At 57.9% G+C, this 15,426-nt stretch carries 11 protein-coding genes and 1 pseudogene; 1 reads left to right on the top strand and 11 read right to left on the bottom strand.

Going from position 1 to position 15,426, the window contains the following annotated elements; genetic code table 11:
• Positions 1 to 13: 13 nt before the first annotated feature.
• Positions 14 to 334 carry an iron-sulfur cluster assembly accessory protein gene (locus AC0L3A_RS28710; protein ID WP_473255565.1) on the bottom strand — a complete coding sequence of 107 codons (321 nt, stop codon included), beginning with the start codon at positions 332 to 334 and terminating at the stop codon, positions 14 to 16.
• Positions 335 to 658: 324 nt separating this feature from the next.
• On the opposite strand from AC0L3A_RS28710, the gene AC0L3A_RS28705 reads away from it, so the two are divergent.
• The gene (locus AC0L3A_RS28705) at positions 659 to 1,249 is read left to right on the top strand and encodes a hypothetical protein (protein ID WP_473255564.1); all 591 of its coding nucleotides are present in this window, start codon (positions 659 to 661) and stop codon (positions 1,247 to 1,249) included.
• 741 nt (positions 1,250 to 1,990) lie between these two features.
• On the opposite strand, the pseudogene AC0L3A_RS28700 reads toward AC0L3A_RS28705, so the two are convergent.
• The 10 genes and pseudogenes from AC0L3A_RS28700 to AC0L3A_RS28655 all read right to left on the bottom strand — a co-directional run.
• Positions 1,991 to 2,854 (bottom strand): annotated as a pseudogene (locus AC0L3A_RS28700) (aspartate-semialdehyde dehydrogenase); the annotation flags it as partial.
• 1,131 nt (positions 2,855 to 3,985) lie between these two features.
• Positions 3,986 to 4,270, bottom strand: a complete 285-nt coding sequence (gene fdxB, locus AC0L3A_RS28695) for a ferredoxin III, nif-specific (protein ID WP_473255563.1) — start codon at positions 4,268 to 4,270, stop codon at positions 3,986 to 3,988.
• Between the two features lie 13 nt (positions 4,271 to 4,283).
• Positions 4,284 to 4,484 (bottom strand): CCE_0567 family metalloprotein, encoded by a 201-nt coding sequence (locus tag AC0L3A_RS28690; protein WP_369726381.1) that lies wholly within the window; start codon positions 4,482 to 4,484, stop codon positions 4,284 to 4,286.
• A 7-nt stretch (positions 4,485 to 4,491) separates the two neighbouring features.
• Positions 4,492 to 4,962 carry a NifX-associated nitrogen fixation protein gene (locus AC0L3A_RS28685; protein WP_473255562.1) on the bottom strand — a complete coding sequence of 157 codons (471 nt, stop codon included), beginning with the start codon at positions 4,960 to 4,962 and terminating at the stop codon, positions 4,492 to 4,494.
• 10 nt (positions 4,963 to 4,972) lie between these two features.
• Positions 4,973 to 5,368 (bottom strand): nitrogen fixation protein NifX, encoded by a 396-nt coding sequence (nifX, locus tag AC0L3A_RS28680; RefSeq protein WP_473255561.1) that lies wholly within the window; start codon positions 5,366 to 5,368, stop codon positions 4,973 to 4,975.
• Entirely contained in the window at positions 5,259 to 6,773 is a 1,515-nt protein-coding gene (nifN, locus tag AC0L3A_RS28675; protein WP_473255560.1) for a nitrogenase iron-molybdenum cofactor biosynthesis protein NifN, read from the bottom strand. Before nifN ends, nifX begins: the two co-directional genes overlap by 110 nt.
• Positions 6,774 to 6,778: 5 nt before the next feature.
• On the bottom strand, positions 6,779 to 8,422 hold the full coding sequence (gene nifE / locus AC0L3A_RS28670) for a nitrogenase iron-molybdenum cofactor biosynthesis protein NifE (RefSeq protein ID WP_473255559.1): 1,644 nt from the start codon (positions 8,420 to 8,422) through the stop codon (positions 6,779 to 6,781).
• A 115-nt stretch (positions 8,423 to 8,537) separates the two neighbouring features.
• On the bottom strand, positions 8,538 to 10,097 hold the full coding sequence (gene nifK / locus AC0L3A_RS28665; RefSeq protein ID WP_473255578.1) for a nitrogenase molybdenum-iron protein subunit beta: 1,560 nt from the start codon (positions 10,095 to 10,097) through the stop codon (positions 8,538 to 8,540).
• Between the two features lie 81 nt (positions 10,098 to 10,178).
• Positions 10,179 to 11,681 (bottom strand): nitrogenase molybdenum-iron protein alpha chain, encoded by a 1,503-nt coding sequence (gene nifD, locus AC0L3A_RS28660; protein ID WP_007600010.1) that lies wholly within the window; start codon positions 11,679 to 11,681, stop codon positions 10,179 to 10,181.
• Between the two features lie 2,608 nt (positions 11,682 to 14,289).
• On the bottom strand, positions 14,290 to 14,649 hold the full coding sequence (locus AC0L3A_RS28655) for an XRE family transcriptional regulator (RefSeq protein WP_473255558.1): 360 nt from the start codon (positions 14,647 to 14,649) through the stop codon (positions 14,290 to 14,292).
• Positions 14,650 to 15,426 lie beyond the last annotated feature (777 nt).

Below are 15,426 nucleotides of genomic sequence, written 5' to 3'. Positions count from 1 at the left end.
GTACCAAGGCGACTCAGCTGAACGATTTTCCGCATGAACAGCTCGATTTGGCATTTGGGTTATCGAAGCGGAATCCTGATCCTTCGAGCGACACCACGAAATCGATCGTGGTGCCGTTGAGATGCGCCCGGCTCGCGTTGTCGACAAAGACTTTAATCCCGCCTTGCTCGAACACGGTCTCATCGGAGCTTGGCTCATGAGCAAGACCCATTTTATATGTGAATCCCTGGCAGCCGCCGCCTTCGATCATGATCCGTAAACCGCTTGCCGGCTGCGCAGTCGAGAAGATTGCGGCCTTCAGTGCGTTGATAGCGCTATCCGTTAGGTTGATCATCTCTGGCTCGTTCTCAGTTCTCTCGCAAAGCACAAATGGCAAATCCCATGCCAGTCGAGATGCAGGTGAAACCAGCTTCTGTTGCAGAGACCCACCGCTCGATTTGCGACCTGTCGGGTTCGCGACAGGCGGTTTTCCGGCAGCAGGATGTCATGCGTGCGAGGCCTCGTGATGGTGGCAGCAGGTATCCACGCAAATCGCGCCAAGCCGCCGTTTATGCTCTACGTCGCTGCAGACATCGCGGACGGCAAACAACTTGCAGAAAGGTAGGGGCACGTCGCATTGGGCGACCCGTGCACACCACAAATTGATGAGGAGGCTTCCATGACCTCGATCGACAACACCGCTCTTGGCCCGCTGGACAAGGAGGGGCGATTGCTGAATGCGGTGCTTAAGAGTGAAACAACGAAGTCGGGGCGATTTGGATTTCGAGGCGACATCGCGCTGAAGTTCCAAGCCCAGTTCGCCGACGAAAAACGACCACCGGATTATTCCATCGAACAAGTTCTTGCAATCGCACAAGAAGGCGAACCAGCCATCCCAGTCCTTGCCGGATATCTGCATTCTTTCGCTTATCTACCCGAGGCCGCGAAGGTGCTGGATGGCAGGCTGAGCCCCAACGGCAGCTATTTCATCTTCTGCAACAACATTGATCTGCTCGCGAAGTACCGCACTAAAATAGGCGACATCACCTTCCGCATTCTGCCTTGCAATGAATCAACCGTATGGAAGGAGATGATGGACCTCGCCGGCATCGACAAGAACGACCTCAAGAAGCTCGGTACCGCCGCGAGGCTCGACTACTTGCTCGATGCCGCCAAGGAAATCGATGGATCATACACGGAGATCTCATACGAGGACGGCCTAGCCAAAATGGAGCCGGTGAAGAACAGAAGCGAAAATCGCCCAGTCTGAGGCATCGCCTCAGACCCCTTTCTCGCCAGCTCGACAGTCCGCCGCAAAGTGAGTCACTGCAAACGCGTCGCCTGCGGCGGGCTCTTTCAAACCTTGACGATGCACTTCCGGCCCAGCTTTTCGGGAAGATGACATGCCCACTCTGCTGGTCGTGTGTTGGCCAAGAGCACTGTCGTCATCACGCTGAGGCCGGCTCACCGCGACGGTCCGACTGAGCGGGTCTATCGTGATCAGGACATTCTCAGTTTGACCGGTTCATGGTCGCGGTCACACTTCAAAGGCCGATCGACGGTGTGTGGATTGGCTTTGGCGTTGCGCTCCAGGCCTTTGCCGGCCTGAGCGGCGCTGAGATGTCGCGCGAGGAGCGATCACTATGCTGATGTTCACGGAGGGACCGCCGGTGATCCGGACATTCCGGGGCTGCGCGATGTCTGTGCTGCGGAAGCCGGCGGCATCCGCGACTGCAGCGACCACACGTGGATGCAGAACTCGCGCCGACCCGGAAGCGCGGTAGCGTACGTGCGAAATCGCCCGACAGAATCCGCCGCTGGGAGTGTGGAGGACGGAGTGGTCGCCAAAGGGGTGGAGGTGCTGCCAACTGTGTAGGAGTGCCCGAGTACCCGTCGCGGTAATCAGCAGCACCCGCGAGGTCGAGCAGGCGGGTGGATTTCCCGTCAGCCTCGGCTTCGGCCACCCAGGCCTAGACCTATCGTCTCGGCGTGCGCCTGATGACAGGCCCAGCAACAGCCCTGCGATCTGCATGGCGTTCAGCGCCGCGCCTTTGAGCAGTTGATCCGAAGCAACGAATATCGAGATCGGATGCCCTGAGGGATCGCTGAGGTCCTTGTGGATGCGGCCGACCAGAACATCACCCTGGCCAGCGGCGGCGATTGGTATCGGATCTCGTTTTGGTGCGGTCGGACGACCTTCACGCCGGGCGCTTGCGCCATGATCGGGCGCACATGCTGCTGGGTGATCGGCTTCTCGCATTCGAAGTTGATGGGCGCGCAGCACGGGTACGCGGATGCAGGTCACACCAGTCACGATTATCCCGTCCTCGAAGATCTTGAAAGTTGGCTATTGAGATTGACACGCGTGAATTTCAGCAACCTCTTCCATCGCAGCGGCGCCGGCCCCGCTGGCGGCCCGGTAAGTTGCGCTTATCACGCGCTTGGTGCGGTTCTTCTGGTGGATTGGCCAAAGCAGCACCAGCGCGGTGATCGCGGCGCACTTCGGGTTGGCGATGATGCCCTTGCGGTCGCGGACGCGGGCCGCATTGATCTCGAGGATCACCAGTGGCAGGTTCGGATCCATTCGGAAAGCGGAGGAGTTGTCGATCACGACAGCGCCTGCCCTGACCGCGATCGGCGCGTCCGTTCTGGAGATGCCGTTGCCATCCGAGAACAGGGCGATGTCGTCAGCTCCTCGATCACGACGCCCTTACTCCAGAACGACATCGTCTTGCCGGCCGAGCGGGAGCTGGCCAGCGCTTCAGCCCGCCGGGGCGAAAGCCGCGTTTGTCCGTGGAGGCGTGAATTCGGCGCCCCCCGCGCCTGTGGCCGCCGACAATCGCGAGCACGGGTCGTTACTCACATTTTCCTCCATTTCGGTTTGAGCATGATCTGGTTGGAAACCCGGATTCCACTCTTCCGGATCATGCTGTGCAGACAACAAAAAGGTGCAGGACCAGTGGCAGCGTGGCTTCGGTAGAGCTGGTGCGTTCAGTGGACGAGTAGGCGCGCATGCGTCCCCGGGCCCCAAAGGCCGTGGTAGTCTTGGTCGCGTTCGGTCGTCGTGAACATGACCGCTACTTGTGCGGTATGCTTCGCAAGAATTGATGTTGAGGAGTCACGGATCGATGGCTTGAAGCATTCGAGATCGGACATTCTTAACTCCCCTTCAGCATTTTCTGAACCGGCCACCTCCTTCTTTTAAGAACAACAAGTTCTGTTCATTATGCTAGCCCAATAAAGCATGGGATCCACGTCGGCGGCGGCGCAACCGGTAGAAGACTGCCAGATCGAACCTCGACGCTGCATAAGTGAACGACAACACGCACCTTCCGCGTGCGGAACGCTTTACGATCGGCAGGGATGTTTCGGAACTATCCTCAATACTGGGCCGGCCTTCGGCGGCCTCAACTGCTCTTCTTATATGGTGGTAGACAGGCTACTCACGAGCATTTCTGCCGCACTGATGGGCGGTGACCTGTCCATTATTTGGCACGCAAGCGTTGCATCGATCAGTTCGACCCAGCGCTCCCGTGTTATGCGGGTTGCCTTGGACGTGCGGTTCCGGACAATCTCAAATAGGGTGGCCGCGTACTGGCTGCTCCAACCTGGCTCGGGGGATGGTGGAGCAGAGTTGACCGCGCGTACTCAATACAGTGAGAACGACGTGAAACTATGCAGAATGTCGCAACCAAAGTCATCTAGCCCATCAACTCCTTGCGCCGTGGTTACTGGAGTCCGCGAGCACGAGACGGCGCGGTCGTGTCATTTGACCGATCCCTCCCAAGGACAGCCGACAGTCCATGTTCGGGCACGGTCAGCTCAGGAAAGCTGGGTTGGCTCCAACAGCGCAGGTTGGATGTCGCACGTTGGCGAATAGCAAATGAATCTCCGACTGGGCTTCGATATTGAACATCGCACCGTAGATGTCGTCGGCTCGATACCGGACTCCCGACTTGCCTTCGTCTCTGACAAGGCAGCCGTATTCATAGCGGCGAAAGTCGCTTCAAGCCCGTGGCGCGTGCGTCTGACAGTTTGTTGGACACACCCGCGCGCAGGCGCTGCAGCCGATGCAAGCGCCTTCATCATTCAACACCATGACCTTTTTTTCGAGCTCATCGTCCTCCTCATCGAGATCGATGATTTGGCCACCCTCGCTTAGCCCCTTCAGCGTCATGACCTCGCGGCCGCAAACCTTATAGCAGCGGCCGCAGCCGATGCACTTCTTGAGATCGATAGAAACCAGGTAATCCGGCTCCCAACTGCGGCCGTCGCGGGTCCTAAATGACACGGCTTGAGATCCGCTATGCTTTGTCTAGCGCTTGGAGATTTTGGCGCTTGCTTTCTAGCTCGCTGAAGGCAGCGTGGGCCTTCTGCGCCACACTCAGGATCGAGCACCAGTTGACCGGCAGCTCCTCGGAGAGGTCGTGGAGGTCCATCTTGGCTTGGGTCGCCTTCGCCGACAGCTTCTTTATTTCCGCTTTCAGCGCTTCAACATCGTTCATGCTTGCCTCAATAATTCGCCACTTCCGGGAACTTACGGATCATCTCAACGCCACTGTTGACGAATTTGTCGCCTTGATCAGCGAGATCAGAGAAATGGTCGAAACCAAAGCGATGCACGTCGCGCAGCTGCTTGCTCACGACAACGAGTCGACCGCCGATCAACACGATCCGACCGAACCCTTCGTTGTGCATCTTCAGCATTGGCGAGATCATCACTCCGGTCGCCTTCTCGATCGAGAGCGCAACCGCGTTAAAGAACAGCTCCAGCCGCCATGTCGTCTTGGGGTCGGGATTGCCGACAATAGGCAGCGCACGGCGCTTGTGCTTGTCGAGGACGTAGGGTTCGAGCAAATCGAGATCCTTCTTGCCCTCCCAGGCACCGTGGGAGTCCTGGGCGCGCCAGATCTTGACGAGCTCTTTCAGAAATGGCCGCTCCGCCGCTGCGGCGGCTGGAGTGACTTCGGACGTATCTCCCATCCTCGTTCCTTCAGGTTTCGAAATCCACTGTACGTTCCGGGTTTTTGGCGAGCAGCTTCCGCAGCCAGGGCGGCGGCGAGCCCTTCAGCACGGTTTCGAGTTTGACGCAAAGTTCGTCGATGGGCTCTGGTTGCAGCACCTTCATCGGATGGATCTTGCTCGCGACGACTCGTGCAGCACCCGAGCCGCCGATCGCCGCAACATAGAGGATTGCGCAGTCCCTGATCGCCTCGATCTTGGGCGCTAGCTTATCCTCATTGCCGTCTTCCGTGAGGTCACCACCGAACTGGATCGCCTCAATAAACCGATGCCCCTCCGGGCCGACCTCGTAGATCGCGATGTTCTTGGCCCAGCCGAAGTGCGCATCGACATGCTTCAAGTCCTGAGTGGCAAATGCAACTTTCATCCGCGTTGTTTTCTCTCCCTGCTGAATGCAACCCAGGCGAATCGACCTGCAGGCCAGAGTTGGTGAATCGCCAGCTGTCAGGCGTCGGCCGATGGTTAATCTCTCGGTCGGTGATGATGAGATTGGCGATATCAAAGATCAGGTCGCGCGTGCCGCGATAACCAACGATTGTGAGGTGCGCAGCCCCAAGGCGATCGAACATGGGAAAGCCTACCCGGAAGAATGGAACATTGAGTCGCGAAGCCGCCTGGCGACCATGTGAATGGGACATCAAGAGGTCGCAGTCACGCGACCTGGCAAGCTCTTCAAGATCCTCCAGATCGCCGATTAGGACGTCCTCGGTCCTGACCCGCTGCAGCACCGGTGAGTTCGTCGTCGTCACCGCAGCAGTGACCTGCGCCCCCATCTCGTCGAGCGAGCTGGAGAGATCAAATAACAAGTCCGGCTCGGCGCCGATCGCGAGCTTGCGGCCGCCGATATGGAAATGAGCATCCAGCATGGCGTCTGCCAGCTGTCCACGCTGCCGGCGATACTTCGAGGGTACTGACCGGCCGGTGATCTGGCTCAAGAACGCCATAAATTCGTCGCTTGGGATAAGGCCACAGAGCCGCTCGAATAGACGGAACGGCACGCCTGTCCGCACCTGCATGGTCTCGGCCGCACCGCGCATTTGCGCGCCGATCGCGATCGTCCAGGCCACCTGCCCCATGGTCGCAATTTCGTCCACTCCAATCCCCCCGATCGTAGTCGGCGTGAATTCGTCGGGGATGTGGCCGTCCAGCGAACCTGCAAGGTCCGGCAGGAAGGAGGGCTTGAGACCGAAATCCTCAAAGATCGTGCGAAGCTCGTCGAGGTCGCCGGGCGTGAGGTGGCAACCAGGTAGCACGTTAACGCGGGACGCATCGCGCGGTCTGGCTGCGTCGAACGGTGCCACAAGCACCTCGATCATCCGCGCCACCGTCTTCCCCCAGCCATCCTGAAAGGCATCCTTGAAATCCGGAGTCGAGACGTAGACAAGGGGGAGCTTTTCGAGCTGCGGGTGCTTCTGTCGGATCAACCGGATGAAGGCTTCGACGTCATCGCCGTTGGTTTCGGTGACCCCAGTTGAATTGATGCCAATGATTTCGGGCTCGGCGCGATTGTAGATGTTGAGGATCGCCTGTTCGAGATTCTCGTGGCCGCCGAGCACGGTTGCGACCTCGCTCATGGCAGTCGTCTGCATCGGCACGGCTTCATTGAAATGGCGCACGAACAGCGTCAGCCCAAAGGAGGCGCAACCTTGAGGGCCGTGCAAAAGCGGCATCGCGCCGCGCAACCCCATGAAGGCAAATGAGCCGCCGATCGGCTGGCTCATCTTGAGCGGATTGACCGAACAGGCTTTCTTCGAGGTAGTGACGATCGCCATGTCCCCTACTCCGCCGCCTGCAGTGCCGCCGGCTGGAGATCGGAAGGAATGTCCTTACAAGCAATGCAACGCCCGATGGAACTGGTGCAGGGCTTGTTGGGCTCGCCGAGCTTCGGGCCATGCGGCGCAATCGCGCTCTCACCCTCGCTGGCCTCAGCTTGATTGGAGAAAGTTATCGTCCTGACGCCGTTCCTGCTCGGGTCCCGAACTGGATCCGCGGCTTGCGCATACATCTGCGCAGCCGTCTTTGCCTGAAGCTTCCGGTCGAAATCATCCCATGGCGCGGCTTGGCGGAGCTGATCCCATATCGGATTGTAGAGGGCCTTCTCGATCTCCTCCATGAGCTTGAGAATCCCGACATAGCCCATATAGGCGTGGCAGCGCTCCTGGTTGACATCGAGCCAAGGCATCGCCGCCTTCAGTGCGACGAATTGCGACTTGCCGCCCGAGAGCATGATATCGGCTTTTGCGTCCTTGAGCATCTTGTAGATCTCGCGAGGCGACATGTCCTCGATCATATGGGCGTCCTGGCCCATTAATTTCTTGATACGTTCCTTGTCCTTCATGGTCGATTTCTTCACGGACGTGCCGACGATCTCGAGCCCGGCCTCCTGCAAAGCGGCCACCATCGACCAGGATTTCACACCGCCGGTGATGAGAACAACCCTCTTGCCGGCAAAGCGCGGCTTGAAACGTTCAATCGCAGCCCAGGCCTTGGTCTCTTCGCGTGCGATCAGGGCTTGCGTGCGTTCCATCAGCTCAGCCGGCGCACCACTCTCGATCAGCATGCGCGCGATCTGGCGGAGTGAATCGTTGGTATCCTCAATACCGTAGAAGGAGCCTTCAAAAAACGGGATGCCGTAGCGCTGCCTCATCTTGCGTGCGACGTTGATCATTGCCCTTGAGCAAACCATCATCGCGGCTTTGGCTCGGTGCGAATAAGCGACCTCGCGATACTTGCCGTCCCCCGAGATGCACGACAGGATCCGGATTCCGAGCTCATCGAGCAGGGGCTTGATCTGCCAAAGCTCGCCGGACAGATTGTATTCACCGATGATGTTGATATCATACGATGTCGTGTAATCCGGCTCTCCGGTACCGATGACGTGCTCCAGCAGTGCTTCGCCAGCAAGCTTGTTACCAAGGTTCTTCGACCCGACAAATCCCGGTGAATTGATGGGAATGACCGGCTTGCCGAATTTGGCGGAGGCCGCCTTGCAGACCATATCGATGTCGTCACCGATCATTGCGGGCACGCATGTCTGGTAGACGAAGATGGCCTGCGGGTCGTATTTCTCTGTGATCTCCTTGACTGCCCTGTACAGCCGCTTCTCGCCGCCGAAGACGATATCGGTCTCGCTCATGTCTGTGGTGAAGCTTCTGCGCCACAGATCGGAGCCGGACGAGACCGAACCACGATTGTCCCAGGAATTGCCCTCACAGGCGATTGGACCATGCACAAGATGGGCGACATCGGTGAAGGGCTGCAGCGCGACTTTGGCGCCATCGAAGGCACATCCGCCGGCGGCGCCGCCCGGCTTGAGCTGCTTGGTGCAACCATTCTTACGCTCAACCTTCGACTTGCTCGCGTTCCTGGCGCAGCCCGGTTCGTTAAAGACGTCCTGTATGGTCGTGGGAAGCGAAGTCATGGTGTCTCTCTCGGGGATGTCAACACACCGCAGACCACAAGGATGGCCGGCGGAGAACCTGTGATCCCCGCCGCAGCGCCGCTGTTTCTGCGGACGATGAGGCGGGGAGCTCGCCTTAGCGTATGATGTCGAAGCTATAGTCTGTCTTGCCAACCGAGCTAGTCTTTCGATCGATCTCATCGAAGATCTTGTCGAGAATCTTGACCAGCACATTCATGCTCCCCTGATAGCCCCACACTGGATAACGATGGTGATGATGGCGATCGAAGATGGGAAAGCCGATGCGGATTAGCGGCGTTCCGGTGTCACGCTCGAGATACTTGCCGTAGGTGTTACCGATCAGGAAATCGACCGGCTCTGTGAACAGGAGCGATCGCATGTGCCAGAGATCCTTGCCTGGGAAGGCGCGGCAGTTTTTACCGAAGGGCGAGCTCGCGAACAGCGCCTGCATCTTCAGCTCCCACGCCTTACTCGCGTTCGTCGACAGCACGTGGATCGGCTCAGCGCCGAGCTCCAGCAGGAATGCGGCCAGGCCATAGCAGAGGTCTGGATCGCCATAGATCGCGAACTTCTTGCCGTGAACATGCGCGCTGGAGTCAGCCATTGCGTCTACCAGACGCCCACGCTCCTGCTCCAGTGCATTTGGAATTGCCTTGTTGGTGACACGCGACAGCGTCATCAGGAAATCGTCCGTGGCGCTGACGCCCAGCGGGTGATTGAAAGCGACGACCTCCTGATCGTGCGCCTTGATGAAGGACAACGTCTTCTCCGTGCAATATTGCTGCATGGAAATGGTTGCCTTGGCGTGGACTGCGTTCGCGGCATCCTTTAATGTAGTGCCCCCATCATACATGCGGAACTCGCCGTCCGTGGGGGTATCGAACACGTCACTGTTATCCGCGAGGATGGTGTAGCCGATGCCCATCAGCTCGAAGATACGCTTTATCTCACGGACATTTCCGACAGTGTAGCCGTCGAAGCCACCGATGAAGTTGATCGTGTTGTTCGCTTTGCGCTCGAGTTTTGGGGCCGTGCCGGCTTTGCCATCCCAGAAATGCTCGAGGATGCCCTTGAGCGTGTTGTCGTAGCCAGTAACGTGGCTGCCGACGAACGCAGGAGTGTGAGCGAATGGTACGTCGTAGTCCGCTGGGACTGAACCTTTTTCCTTTGATGTTTTGATGAAGGCATTGAGGTCGTCGCCGATGACTTCCGCCATGCAGGTCGTGGCGACCGCGATCATCTTCGGCTTGTACATGTTATAGCTGTTGGCAAGCCCGTCGGTAAGATTGTTAAGCCCGCCGAACACGGCCGCGTCTTCCGTCATGGACGAGGAGACGCACGAGGTCGGCTCCTTGAAGTGCCGTGACAGATGGCTGCGATAATACGCGACGCAGCCCTGTGAGCCGTGGACGAACGGCAGTGTGCGCTCGAACCCGAGGGCGGCGAACACCGCACCCAGCGGCTGGCAAGCCTTCGCCGGGTTAACGGTTAGCGCCTCGCGGGCGAAGTTCTTTTCGCGGTACTCGGATGTCTTGGACCATTCTTTGATGCGATCGACGTCGGCGGGATCATGCGGATTCTCAAATAGCGCCTTCTTCTTGGCCAGCATCTGCTGGTATTCGTCTCCCCGGAAAAGCTCAGAGTGGTCGAGTATGTGTTCGGCGTTCTGTGTCATCATGGCACTCTTTGGGTTCTTGCGTTCGTTCTCCTGCCCTTCCCCTCCTCTGCGGAAAGAAACGGCCCGGGGTCGGCCTTCCTATTCCGCTGCCATGAGGCTCGGCTGCGGAGCGTCCTTCCAAGGCGCGGTGGTCTTCCCCCAGATCGGGGAGTTAATCGCCATGTCCATGTCGCGGGCGAAGATCGCGAAGCCGTCATAGCCGTGGTAAGGACCCGAGTAGTCCCAGGAATGCATTTGGCGGAACGGCACGCCCATTTTTTGGAAGACGTATTTTTCCTTGATACCGGAGCCGACCAGGTCTGGCCGGATCTTTTCGACGAAGCGCTCGAATTCGTAGCCGGTGACATCGTCGTAGATCAGCGTGCCATCTTTGACGTAGTGCTGGGCGGTGCGTTGGTAGTCATCGTTATGCCCGAACTCATAGCCCGTGCCGACAACATCCATGCCGAGGTCCTCATAGGCGCCGATGACGTGGCGAGGACGTAAGCCGCCGACGAACAGCATTACCGTCTTGCCTTCAAGCCGCGGCCGGTATTTCGCGGTCACAGCATCGACAAGCGGTTGATATTTCGCGATGACGCGTTCGGCGCCTTGCTTGATCTTGTCATCGAAGAAGCTTGCAATTTTTCGCAGCGACTCCGCGATTTTGGAAGGACCGAAGAAGTTGTACTCGCACCAGGGAATCCCGAATTTTTCCTCCATGTGCCGTGAGATGTAATTCATCGAGCGATAGCAATGCAGTATGTTGAGCTTTGCCTTCGGCGTCGCCTCCAATTCAGCGAGAGATCCATCCCCGGACCACTGGGCGATGACGCGTAGGCCCATTTCTTCCAGCAGGATTCGTGACGACCATGCGTCGCCGCCGATGTTGTAGTCGCCGATGATCGCAACATCATATGGCGTAGGTTCAAATTTAGGGCTGGTCTCTGGGGCGCTCTTGTCAAAGATCCAATCCCGAACGGCGTCGTTCGCGATATGGTGGCCGAGCGATTGCGACACGCCACGGAAGCCCTCGCACCGCACAGGCACGATGGTTTTGCCGCCATATTCCTTCGACTTTTCTCGGGAGACCGCCTCGATATCGTCACCGATCAAGCCAATCGGACATTCGGACTGAATGGTGATGCCCCTGTTGAGAGGAAATAGCTCCTGGAGCTCATCGATGAGTTTCGTGACCTTTTTATCGCCGCCGAACACGATGTCCTTCTCCTGAAAATCGGAGGTGAACTGCAGTGTCACGAACGTGTCGATGCCGGTCGTCCCGACGTAGTAGTTGCGCCGCGAGCCCCACGAGTACTGACCGCAGCCGACCGGACCGTGGCTGATGTGGATCATGTCCTTGATGGGTCCCCAGACCACGCCCTTGGAGCCCGCATAGGCGCAGCCGCGGATGGTCATCACGCCGGGAATGGACTTGATATTCGACTTGACGCCACAATCCGACTTCCCCGCCTCGTGAACACTGAGATGCTTAGCGCGCCTTTTGGCGGTCTTCTCGGGGTAGACCGTCAACACCTCATCGATTAGCTGCTTGTTGCGCGCCTTGATCTCTGCAACGCTTTGGGTAGGTGCTCGGCTCATACAGGTTTCCCTTTCGATTGTGGTCTCAACAAGAAGCGACGCTTTTGCGGAAGACCGACGGATTTCCGATCCGGCGTTCAGGTAAGCGTGCAATCTGCGTGGGCGGTCCTACCGATCGCAACTTCGCGACGTTCATGCCGCAGGGGTCGTTCACGGTCTGGTAGCTCATCTCGGCTGAGCGGTTAGAAGCGCCATGTGTGACGCTGTCTATCGATGACCAAGACGCTTCTCGGTGAAGTCATGCCTGCTCTCCAGCGGTTGGTCATATCGGCTTCTTTATTCACTCGCGTGCGATCACGGGGCATGTCCCTGTGCATGGGATGCAAAGGACTAACAGCCGCCTCCTGTGCAGGGGTCTGCAACGAGTGTGCCAGCGCCGGTTGAATAGAAAAAGCAACGTTTATAGAGCTAGATAGCTGCCGGATGCGGATTGTTGTAAACCTGACCCTGTCTGCCACCAACAAGCGTAGCCGCAACGCCCTGTCTGAAACAAAACAATCGGTTACGCTCTCCACCAGCGGGGAGTCTGGCCGCGCCGACGTCACTCGGATGCGCAGCCTTGCTTCGTACGCGCCGATCCAGCGATCGCAAACACCATCCGTTCGAAGCGGATTTCAGCGCGGTTAGATGTGCCCATCGTGCTCGCGATCCCACCCCGAGCAAGAACGCATCGAGCGCTCCACCACCTGCTGCAGATGTCTCCACAAGAACTCAGTTGCCCAGCAGCAGTCCTCTTCCATTTCCGCATGGTCTCTCGCTCCGGCGTTCTTTTACTTGATACTGTGGAGAGGCGCGCTCGGAGGAGCGAACAGCTGACGCCGTGGAGAGCACGTAAGCTGATCAATTCCCAAGCAGCGCGGTAGCTTAAAATCCGCAAACGGTCACCTTGGGCTTGCCCGGATTTGAATTTGCCGGCTACGACACAGGGCGCTTCCGCATCAAACAATCTGCAGGTTTTTGCGTTCGGCGTAGTTCGACAAAGGGGAAGATCGGATTCTGGCGCGTCAGACAGTTTGAGCGGATTCACGGAAAGGCCAGCAGCTTCGCAAGTGTCGGCAGTCGAGATAGGGCAGGTCGAATGCGAACCACTGGTCGATTTCTCCTTTCTCGCTCCAGGACAGGATCGATTCCTTACGCTTACCTCCGTTGCGTGGTATATCAATCGCCATTGAAACCAGTTTTGCTAACGCGCTCCGCCAGCATTTTTGCAGAACAGCGTGCCGATGGTCCACTTGAACGGTATTTTTCTTACCCAGGTAATTTATGGTAAAAAGGGCCAAGATCTCGGAGCGAAGTGCTCAGGTGCGGATGTCGCGCATTGCAACGTTTGTAAATTGGTGCATCACCACTGTTACGGCGGTAATAGCGCTTGGGTTCGTGGGACTTGCGCTTGAGGACATACCCATCGGCGGCGCTGTCGAATGCAACTCCTGAACTTATCCAGGTTGCCATTCTGAGCGTTTATATTTCGTGCTGGGCTTACGGGACCAGCATCGACACGAAAATCCAGGGTGGAATTTATGCGGACGACCGACAGGGAGGACGTGTCCGGACCGGATCAATTGCTGCTGTCGCCTTTCTCGCGGTTGTTTCAGTCATTTTGCGTCTTGAATGAGATGGAGGAGAAGTTCACGTTAGCACCGGCCATCGGGCGTGAGCGATCCCGAAAGCCCAGGGGTCGGCGCCGGCGTTCTTCAAGATGATCAGCTTCGGCTTCCGTGACGGACCCTGTTCGTCGATGCCGCGCTTCGCGAGGAGTATGAACGGCTCCACTTCGAAAATCGACGCCGCCAAAGATCGGTTACTTGCCGCATTGAAGCTCGAGGGAGGACGAAGAAAGTATCGCCCAATCGCTCACCTTGAACATCACCGAGCACCGGCAGTTCGGGATCGGACTCATCGCTGCCATCGTCGCGCTTTCCGCTTTGATCAGCATGTCCGTTGGACTGGTTGGAATGATCCCACTTGGTACCTTCTGCCAACCATCATCGCCTTCTAGGTTCGGCTTCACTACGCCTGGGGCCATCCTGAACGTCGTCTTTGGCTTGACCGCGTTCAGCTAAATTGACTCTCCGTGACAGCCCCGATTGTCCTCGAAATCCGCATTGGACGCCATGTCACGGCATTCGGTACTTGGGCTGGCGAAGACTCCAGCCGGGATCCCGCTCTAACGATGTCTGCCCTCTGGATGGACGATGCCCGTCGTGCAAGCGGAGATCATCTCCTCCGAATCGATCGCTCTGCCTCGCGCGCCTTTCGCTTCTGTAGGGACGAGTTGGCTGCTGCACTAAACCGCCGCGTCGGTTCACGACCTAGCGTTCGATCCGTTAATCTTCCCTTTTGAGCTTCTCGCGCTCCTGCTGGAGCGCTTCGGTCTCTCGGGCGACCTCGCGTCCTTCGCCCAGTTATCCCTGGAAACGCTGGCGGGTCTCGGCGAGAACAGCGGGGGCGAAGGATTCAGTCAGCCGAACCCCGATTGCCGATCGGGCACTGCAGGGTGAGTTCATGAGCGCTTTTGCCGCCGTAGGGTTAGATATCACCGTTTCGGCAGCTCTTAGGCCCGAATAAACGTGATCCGGCCCCTTCGCCACGCTTTGTGGCTTTACCTTTATTTCGACGTCCTGATCGAACGCCGCCAGCATGCGCAGCGGCTTTCCGTGAACTGCCCTCGAAGCAGCTTGGAGATGTTGGGCTGCTTCACGCCGACGAGCTTCGCGACTTCGGTCTGAGTGATCCCCCGCTCCGCCATCAACCGCTTCAGTTGTACAATGAGGGCTGCCTTGAGTTTGTACTCGTCGGCGTTCGGGAGGCGGTTGGCCGGCAACTTCTTCTTCGTGCTCATGATCGAGCTGCGTTTATTCCGTGTTGATAGCTTCCGTGTCGCGCAGGCGCTGCCATGCGACGCCAGATCGTCCGATATGCGGATCGGCAGCCAAAAGAGCTGCTGATCGGACCGCGTGAAGGTCAATTTGAACGCTCTACCGCGGTCGAGTGCTTTCGGAGTTTTGGCTTAACCTGTTGCAGGTGTGCTCGTCTTGGGGGACGGCATATATTGGCCGGGCAGCACATATGTGTGTGCTTAAGAGTATGGACAGTATTCCTGTGCGCGCGCCTGCGGAATTCAGCGTAAGACACGCGTCATTTCCATAGAAGAGATTCTGGCCAGTCTGTGAACTCCAACTCGAAGCTACGTAGGCCGGTGGGTTTTGTCGTGAATTTAAGGGTCTTCCCTGAAAGGTCGGCCAATGAACCAGATGCGAATGTGAAAACTGTCGTGCCGGAAGTTGCGACCCCAATGCCTTGCTCGCCTTCCATGCTAGAGAAGTCGGTCGCCTCGGAGAGTTGCCCAAGTGCAACTCCCTCCAGCGCGTGGTGAAATTCCATGGAGGCCAAGTATGTCCTTTTGTCAGCGGCCCACTCGCTGACCGACACTGCTGTGATCCCCGCGTCGGTCAAGAGACCACCTGCGATCCGGCAGCCATATTGAACGGTGAGAATAACCCGCTCATTCCGAACTCCGGCCGGCTCTCGATCGGCGGCAGTGATCGTGCACGCGTACCGCCTTGTTTCCGCAACCGCCCCCATACCTAGCCCGATCCACTCGAGAGCGGAACATAGTACAAAAGCGAGAGCGGGTCTTATCATTCGACTGCACCTGAACTGAAACATCGTTCTCTGCTCTGTACAATCTGACGCTACGGGCGATTCAAGCTCCTTCGATCGCTCTGCCGGATCAACGTTACTC

This window comes from Bradyrhizobium sp. MI1.3, assembly GCF_055811695.1.
This window is presented reverse-complemented; position numbering and strand designations above follow the sequence as displayed.

Excerpts from the sequence above, each read along its gene's own strand:
- AC0L3A_RS28710 (WP_473255565.1), bottom strand. The coding sequence starts at position 334 with ATGATCAACCTAACGGATAGCGCTATCAACGCACTGAAGGCCGCAATC.
- AC0L3A_RS28705 (WP_473255564.1), top strand. The coding sequence starts at position 659 with ATGACCTCGATCGACAACACCGCTCTTGGCCCGCTGGACAAGGAGGGG.
- AC0L3A_RS28690 (WP_369726381.1), bottom strand. The coding sequence starts at position 4,484 with ATGAACGATGTTGAAGCGCTGAAAGCGGAAATAAAGAAGCTGTCGGCG.
- AC0L3A_RS28685 (WP_473255562.1), bottom strand. The coding sequence starts at position 4,962 with ATGGGAGATACGTCCGAAGTCACTCCAGCCGCCGCAGCGGCGGAGCGG.
- nifX (WP_473255561.1), bottom strand. The coding sequence starts at position 5,368 with ATGAAAGTTGCATTTGCCACTCAGGACTTGAAGCATGTCGATGCGCAC.
- nifN (WP_473255560.1), bottom strand. The coding sequence starts at position 6,773 with ATGGCGATCGTCACTACCTCGAAGAAAGCCTGTTCGGTCAATCCGCTC.
- nifE (WP_473255559.1), bottom strand. The coding sequence starts at position 8,422 with ATGACTTCGCTTCCCACGACCATACAGGACGTCTTTAACGAACCGGGC.
- nifK (WP_473255578.1), bottom strand. The coding sequence starts at position 10,097 with ATGACACAGAACGCCGAACACATACTCGACCACTCTGAGCTTTTCCGG.
- nifD (WP_007600010.1), bottom strand. The coding sequence starts at position 11,681 with ATGAGCCGAGCACCTACCCAAAGCGTTGCAGAGATCAAGGCGCGCAAC.